Consider the following 7,692-nt stretch of genomic DNA (forward strand, 5'->3'; position numbering starts at 1 on the left):
TACCGCACGGAAATAGGCTGCGGATAGTACCAGACAATTGCAACGACGCAAGCGAACCTTCACACCGGTCGTCTGCTAAGATCGCGCCTCCGTCATCACTTATCACCACAGGGAAACACCGCGTGCCCGACGCCATCCTGCGCCTTGCCCTGCCCTCGCCGCTTCGCCGCCTGTTCGACTACCGCGCCCCAGCGGGCGTGTCGCGCAGCGCCTTGCAGCCGGGCATGCGTCTGCGAGTGCCGTTCGGACGCCGGGAAATGATCGGCATTCTGGTGGAAGTGGTCGATCACAGCGAAGTGCCCGCCGACAAGCTCAAGCCGGCAATCGCCCTGCTCGACAGCGAAGCGCCGCTGCCACCCGCGCTGTTCAAACTGTGCCTGTGGACCTCGCAGTATTACCAGCACAGCCTCGGAGACACACTGAGCTGGGCCTTGCCGGTGTTGCTGCGTCAGGGCGAACTGGCCGAAAGCCGCCAGGAACGCTTCTGGCACGTTGCACCGGGTGCCAGCGTCGACGATCCGCGCATCGCCCGCGCGCCCAAGCAGCGCGAGGCCCTGACCACCCTTGCCCAGCACCCGCACGGGGTGGCGCATCAACTGCTCAGCAAGCTGATGCTCAACAAGGACAGCCTCAACCTGTTGCTGGCCAAGGAACTGGTGTACGTCGAGGTCCGCAGCCATGCACCCAGCGCACGCCATGAGCACTGGCTGGCCCAGCCTGAATTGCCGCTCAACACCGAACAACGCGCCGCTTACGAAGCGATCCGCGCGGGGTTCGACAGCTTTCATGCGTTCCTGCTGGCCGGCGTCACCGGCAGCGGCAAGACCGAAGTCTATCTGCAACTGATCCGCGAGACCCTCGAGGCGGGCAAGCAGGCGCTGGTGCTGATCCCGGAAATCAACCTCGGCCCGCAGACCCTGGCGCGCTTCGAGCAGCGCTTCAATGCGCGCATTGCGCTGGTCCACTCGGCGGTCAACGACCGCGAACGGCTGGATGCCTGGCTGGCGGCTCGCGATGGCGAGGCGGACATCATCATCGGCACGCGTTCGGCGCTGTTCACGCCGATGAAAAACCCCGGGCTGATCATCATCGACGAGGAACACGACGGCTCCTATAAACAGCAGGAAGGTCTGCGCTATCACGCCCGCGATCTGGCCCTGGTGCGGGCGCGTCAGGAAAACATTCCGATTGTCCTGGGCTCGGCCACGCCGTCCTTGGAAAGCCTGCACAACGCCTACACTGGCCGCTACGGCCTGCTGCGCCTGAATCAGCGCGCGGGCGGCGCACAGCAGCCGCGTTTCATGCGCCTGGACGTCAAGAGCCGACCGCTGGACAGCGGCATCTCCGGGCCCATGCAGCAGGCCATCGGTCAGACGCTCGCGGCAGGCCAGCAGGTATTGGTATTCCTCAACCGTCGCGGCTTTGCACCCACCTTGCTGTGCCACGACTGCGGGTGGATGTCCGGCTGCCAGCGCTGCGATGCACGCATGACCGTGCACCAGCGCTCGGGCGAACTGCGCTGCCATCACTGCGGGTATGTCGAGCGTGTACCGCGCCAGTGTCCGTCGTGCGGCAAGGTGGATTTGCGCCCGGTAGGCGCGGGCACCGAGCGCGCCGAAGAGCGCCTGGCGATTCTGTTTCCGGACTACCCCGTGCTGCGTGTCGACCGCGACAGCACGTCGCGCAAGGACGCCATGAACCAGCTGTTCACGACGATCCAGCGCGGCCAGCCATGCATTCTGGTCGGCACGCAAATGCTCGCCAAGGGCCATCACTTTCCCCGGGTCACGCTGGTATCGATTCTGGACGCCGACGGCGGGCTGTTTTCCGGCGACTTCCGCGCCAGCGAGCGCATGGCGCAACTGATCGTTCAGGTGGCAGGCCGTGCCGGGCGCGCCGAAGAACCTGGCAAGGTGATCATCCAGACCCACCTGGCCGACCATCCACTGCTGATTCAGCTGACCGAGCAGGGTTATTTCGCCTTTGCCGAACAGGCCTTGAGCGAGCGCCGTTCGGCGGGTCTGCCACCGTTTTCACACCTCGCACTGCTGCGCGCCGAAGCGCACAAGCCGGGACAGGCCGAGGCCTTTCTCGATCAGGCCTGCAGCGATGCGGAGCAACTGGTTGCGCAGATGGCGCTGGGCGGCATTGAGCTGCTGGGCCCGGTTCCGGCACCGATGGAACGCCGCGCCGGACGTTATCGCGCGCAATTGCTGGTGCAGTCCAGCGCCCGTGCGCCCTTGCATAAATTGCTTGCCACCTGGCTGCTCGCGCTGGAGCAAATGCCCAGCGGCCGGCAGGTCAGATGGTCGCTGGATGTGGATCCTGTGGATCTTTATTAAGTCACGCCGTTGGCAAGCAGGCTTGAGCAACGGATAATGCAGAGTTTTTCCACCCGCGCATCGAAGCGCCACCGCGCTTGCGGTCGAAGAGAGCACCATGAAAGACACGATTCGCCAGCTGATTCAACAAGCCCTGACCCGTCTCGTCACCGAGGGCGTCTTGCCAGAAGGGCTGACGCCGGCGATTCAGGTGGAAAACGCCCGCGACAAGACGCACGGCGACTTCGCCAGCAATATCGCGATGATGCTCGCCAAGCCTGCCGGCATGAAACCGCGCGATCTGGCTGAAAAGCTGATCGCCGCACTGCCGGCCGACGAGCAAGTCAGCAAGGTCGAAATCGCCGGGCCGGGCTTCCTGAACTTCTTCCAGAACACTGCCGCGCTGGCCGCACGCCTCGACGCTGCACTGGCCGACGCGCACCTGTCAGTCCGCAAGGCGGGCGCTGCACAGCGCGTGGTCGTCGATCTGTCGGCACCGAATCTGGCCAAGGAAATGCACGTTGGCCATTTGCGCTCGACCATCATTGGCGACGGCGTGGCGAACGTCCTGACGTTTCTCGGCGACACGGTCATTCGTCAGAACCACGTGGGCGACTGGGGCACCCAGTTCGGCATGCTGCTGGCCTATCTGCAGGAAAAGCCAGCGACCAGCGACGAGCTGTCCGACCTGGAAAACTTCTACCGCGCCGCCAAGCAGCGCTTTGACGAGTCCGAAGAGTTCGCCGAGCGTGCTCGTGGTCTGGTGGTCAAGCTGCAGGCCGGCGATGCCGAGTGCCTGGCGCTGTGGACGCGCTTCAAGGACATCTCGCTGTCGCACTGCCAGGAGACCTACGAGCGCCTTAACGTCAAGCTGACCCCGGCCGACGTGATGGGCGAAAGCGCCTATAACGATGACCTGGCCAATGTGGTCAACGACCTGAAAGCCACAGGCCTGCTGGTCGAGAGCAATGGCGCACAATGCGTGTTCCTCGAAGAATTCCGCACCGCCGATGACACGCCGTTGCCGGTCATCGTGCAGAAGGCCGGTGGCGGTTATCTCTACGCCACCACCGACCTGGCAGCGATCCGCTATCGCAGCAAGGTGCTCAAGGCCGACCGCGTGCTGTATTTCGTCGACCAGCGTCAGGCCCTGCACTTCCAGCAGGTGTTCGAAGTGGCGCGCCGCGCCGGTTTCGTCCACGACGGCATGCAGCTCGAACACATGGGCTTCGGCACCATGAACGGCGCCGATGGCCGCCCGTTCAAGACCCGCGACGGCGGCACGGTCAAACTCATCGACCTGCTCGATGAAGCCGAAGAGCGCGCCTACACCCTGGTCAAGGAAAAGAACCCGGAAGTCGCTGAAGCAGAACTGCGCAGCATTGCCAAGGCCGTGGGCATCAGTGCGGTGAAATACGCCGACCTGTCCAAGCACCGCGCCAGCGATTACAGCTTCAACTTCGATCAGATGCTCAGTTTCGAGGGCAACACCGCGCCCTACCTGCTGTACGCCTACACCCGTGTGGCCGGCGTGTTCCGCAAGCTGGGCAGCGCGTTTGACGCCAGCAAGGGCCAGATTGTCCTCGCAGCGCCGCAGGAACAGGAACTGGCCGCACGTCTGGCGCAATTCACCGAAACACTGAACAACGTCGCAGAAAAAGGCACACCGCACGTACTTTGTGCTTACCTGTATGACCTTGCGGGTCTGTTTTCGAGCTTTTACGAAAACTGCCCGATCCTTGGTGCGGAAAACCCCGATCAGCAACAGAGCCGTCTGCGTCTGGCTGCCCTGACCGGCCGCACCCTCAAGCAAGGCCTGGACCTGTTGGGTCTGGAAACTCTGGAGCGTATGTAAGTTGGCAGTTGCGAAGAAGAAACCGGCACCCAAGCGGGGCGCCAGCCGTTATCAGGCACCCGCGAAGAAGCCGATTCCAGGATGGTTGTGGCTGGCGATTGGCTTGACCGTGGGCGCATTCGTGGTCTTTTTGATGAAGCTCGAGCCCGGTGGCGATGACGTCAAGCGGGTCAAGGCGGACGCCAAGGCTGCAAAGATAGCCGAAGCGAACAAGACACCGCCGAGCCCGACGGCGCCGGTCAAACCCAAGTACGACTTCTACACATTGCTGCCGGAATCGGAAGTGATCGTGCCGAACGAAGCCGTGCCGGAGAAGACACCGCCGCCTGTGGCACCGACAGCACCGGTCTCGCCGGAACAGGCAGCCAAGATCGACACGGCACGTGCCCAGGCAGCCCTCAGCGGCTTGACGCCTCCGCCAGCGCCACCGGTTGTGACCACCAAGCCGGCCGCGGTGACGACGTTCTTCCTGCAGGCGGGCTCGTTCCGCAAACAGGCTGACGCCGAGAAGGTTCGCGCGCAAATCATCCTGCTGGGTCAGACCTCTACCGTCGAGTCGGGCACCGTCAAGGATGAAACCTGGTATCGCGTACTGGTCGGCCCGTTCAGCAACCGCGAACAACTGACCACCGCCCAGAAACAACTGGCAAGCGGCGGATTTAGTAACCTGTTGTTGCAACAGCGTCAGAGCCGCTAGCTGAAACAGAGCGCGCAAAGCGCTCTGCGCTATAGGTGGGAGTGAGCTTGCTCACGAAGAGGCCGTTACAACTGCCGGAGATTTATGCCTCCGGCAGTCAGCCGCCAGTTATCCTCGCTGTTCATCCTCAAGGTTGAAATACTCACCCACACCCCCATATGAGTTTGCATCAGGGCATTTTCGCCCCGCAGTGTGGAGACTCTCCCTTGACCACCATCGTTTCAGTGCGCCGCCACGGTAAAGTCGTCATGGCTGGCGACGGCCAGGTTTCTCTGGGCAACACCGTCATGAAAGGCAACGCCAAAAAGGTACGCCGCCTGTATCACGGTGAAGTGATCGCCGGCTTCGCTGGCGCGACCGCCGATGCATTCACGCTGTTCGAACGCTTCGAGGCCCAGCTGGAGAAACACCAGGGGCATCTGGTTCGTGCAGCCGTCGAACTGGCCAAGGACTGGCGCACCGATCGCTCACTGAGCCGTCTTGAAGCCATGCTGGCCGTCGCCAACAAGGACGCCTCGCTGATCATCACCGGCAACGGTGACGTGGTCGAGCCCGAGGACGGCCTGATCGCCATGGGCTCCGGCGGCGCATTCGCTCAGGCCGCAGCACGCGCCCTGCTGCTCAAGACCGACCTGTCGGCCCGCGAAATTGCCGAGACTTCACTGCATATCGCCGGCGACATCTGCGTGTTCACCAACCACAACATCACCATTGAGGAGCAGGACCTCGCTGGCTAAGCCGCTGCCGGGCCGCACACCCTGTGGCCCCACCGACTTGCCCGCAACAGAGGACCGTGAATAACCATGTCAATGACTCCCCGCGAAATCGTCCATGAACTTAATCGCCATATCATCGGCCAGGACGATGCCAAGCGCGCCGTGGCCATTGCCCTGCGCAATCGCTGGCGCCGCATGCAGTTGCCTGAAGAACTGCGTGTCGAAGTAACCCCCAAGAACATTCTGATGATCGGCCCGACCGGTGTCGGCAAGACCGAAATCGCCCGTCGTCTGGCCAAGCTCGCCAACGCACCGTTCATCAAGGTCGAAGCCACCAAATTCACCGAAGTGGGTTATGTGGGTCGTGATGTAGAGTCGATCATCCGTGATCTGGCCGACGCTGCGATCAAGCTGCTGCGCGAACAGGAAATCGTCAAGGTGCGTCACCGCGCCGAAGATGCCGCCGAAGAGCGCATTCTCGACGCCCTGCTGCCACCGGCCCGGGTCGGCTTCAACGAAGACCCGGCGCAGAGCAGCGATTCCAATACCCGTCAGCTGTTCCGCAAGCGCCTGCGCGAAGGCCAGCTGGATGACAAGGAAATTGAAATCGAGATCAACGAAGCCGTTGGTGTCGATATCTCCGCGCCGCCTGGCATGGAAGAGATGACCAATCAGTTACAGAGCCTGTTTGCCAACATGGGCAAAGGCAAGACCAAGAGCCGCAAGCTCAAGGTCAAGGAAGCGCTCAAGCTGGTACGCGAAGAAGAAGCTGGCCGTCTGGTCAACGAAGAAGAGCTGAAAGCCAAGGCACTGGAAGCGGTCGAGCAGCACGGCATCGTGTTCATCGACGAAATCGACAAGGTTGCCAAGCGCGGTAATTCGGGCGGTGTCGACGTGTCCCGTGAGGGCGTGCAGCGCGACCTGCTGCCGCTGATCGAAGGTTGCACCGTGAACACCAAACTGGGCATGGTCAAGACCGACCACATCCTGTTTATTGCGTCGGGCGCATTCCATTTGAGCAAACCGAGCGATCTGGTCCCCGAGCTGCAGGGCCGCCTGCCGATTCGCGTTGAACTCAAGGCGCTGTCGCCACAGGACTTCGAGCGCATCCTCAGCGAGCCGCATGCATCGTTGACCGAACAGTATCGCGAGCTGCTCAAGACCGAAGGCCTGAAGATCGAGTTCAAGCCTGAAGGCATCAAGCGTCTGGCCGAGATTGCCTGGCAGGTCAACGAGAAGACCGAGAACATCGGTGCCCGCCGCCTGCATACGCTGCTTGAGCGCCTGCTTGAGGAAGTCTCGTTCAGCGCCGGTGACCTGGCCATCAACCCTGACGCAGCGCCGATCGAGATCGACGCGGAATACGTCAATAGTCACCTGGGTGATCTGGCAGAAAACGAAGACCTGTCGCGTTATATTCTCTAAGCCACACGCGGTTGGCATTTCAGGCTGCAAGAGGTTGTTCACTCTTGCAGCTTTTTGCTTCTGCCCGACGCTTAAAACCCGAGACTGCAGCCATGCCCGCTCTGCCCACTGCCATCCAGTTGCACAAGGCCTCCAAGACCCTGACGCTGAAATACGCGCCGGATGAGGAATACCATTTGCCCGCCGAATTTCTGCGGGTGCATTCCCCTTCTGCGGAAGTTCAGGGCCACGGTCGGCCAATCCTGCAATTCGGCAAACTGGGAGTCGGCCTGACCAAGGTCGAGCCTGCCGGGCAATATGCGCTTAAGCTGACCTTCGATGACGGCCATGACAGCGGCCTGTTTACTTGGGAATACCTGTACGAACTGGCCACACGCCAGGCTTCGCTGTGGGAAGACTACTTGCAGGAGCTCGAGAAAGCCGGCAAATCCCGCGACCCTTCCGAACACGTCATCAAACTGATGCTCTGACCCCGCCTTACAGGTGTCCGTAAGAACACCATCGTGCCCATGTTCCGCGTGGGTATGCCGTTCTGGACGCTCTGCGTCATCCCTGAACACGGTTGCGGCGTAGATCTGTGACGCAGAGCGTCACCCACTGCATTCCCACGCTGGAGCGTGAGGAACGATAGTCGTCCGTAAGAACACCATCGTGCCCATGCTCCGCGTGGGTATGCCG

Annotated in this window: 6 protein-coding genes; all 6 read left to right on the forward strand. The window is 62.0% G+C overall.

Annotation, left to right across the window (positions count from 1 at the left end):
- Window positions 1–122 precede the first annotated feature (122 nt).
- The 6 genes from LCH65_RS21705 (at window position 123) to LCH65_RS21730 (ending at window position 7,484) form a co-directional block, all read left to right on the forward strand.
- Window positions 123–2,342 carry a primosomal protein N' gene (locus LCH65_RS21705; protein WP_003365984.1) on the forward strand — a complete coding sequence of 740 codons (2,220 nt, stop codon included), beginning with the start codon at window positions 123–125 and terminating at the stop codon, window positions 2,340–2,342.
- Between the two features lie 97 nt (window positions 2,343–2,439).
- Window positions 2,440–4,176, forward strand: coding sequence for an arginine--tRNA ligase (gene argS / locus LCH65_RS21710; RefSeq protein ID WP_003432149.1), 1,737 nt, complete (start codon window positions 2,440–2,442; stop codon window positions 4,174–4,176).
- Window position 4,177: 1 nt separating this feature from the next.
- The gene (locus LCH65_RS21715) at window positions 4,178–4,873 is read left to right on the forward strand and encodes an SPOR domain-containing protein (RefSeq protein ID WP_099266747.1); all 696 of its coding nucleotides are present in this window, start codon (window positions 4,178–4,180) and stop codon (window positions 4,871–4,873) included.
- A gap of 206 nt (window positions 4,874–5,079) precedes the next feature.
- Window positions 5,080–5,610: an ATP-dependent protease subunit HslV gene (hslV, locus tag LCH65_RS21720; RefSeq protein ID WP_003392345.1), complete on the forward strand. Its 531-nt coding sequence runs from the start codon at window positions 5,080–5,082 to the stop codon at window positions 5,608–5,610.
- A 66-nt stretch (window positions 5,611–5,676) separates the two neighbouring features.
- A complete protein-coding gene (hslU, locus tag LCH65_RS21725) occupies window positions 5,677–7,014 on the forward strand; it encodes an ATP-dependent protease ATPase subunit HslU (protein WP_003365974.1) in 1,338 nt (445 codons plus the stop codon).
- Window positions 7,015–7,106: 92 nt separating this feature from the next.
- On the forward strand, window positions 7,107–7,484 hold the full coding sequence (locus tag LCH65_RS21730; protein ID WP_003316640.1) for a DUF971 domain-containing protein: 378 nt from the start codon (window positions 7,107–7,109) through the stop codon (window positions 7,482–7,484).
- Window positions 7,485–7,692: the final 208 nt, after the last annotated feature.

It is taken from the genome of Pseudomonas sp. MWU16-30316 (assembly GCF_020515645.1).
Lineage (GTDB): Bacteria > Pseudomonadota > Gammaproteobacteria > Pseudomonadales > Pseudomonadaceae > Aquipseudomonas > Aquipseudomonas cerasi.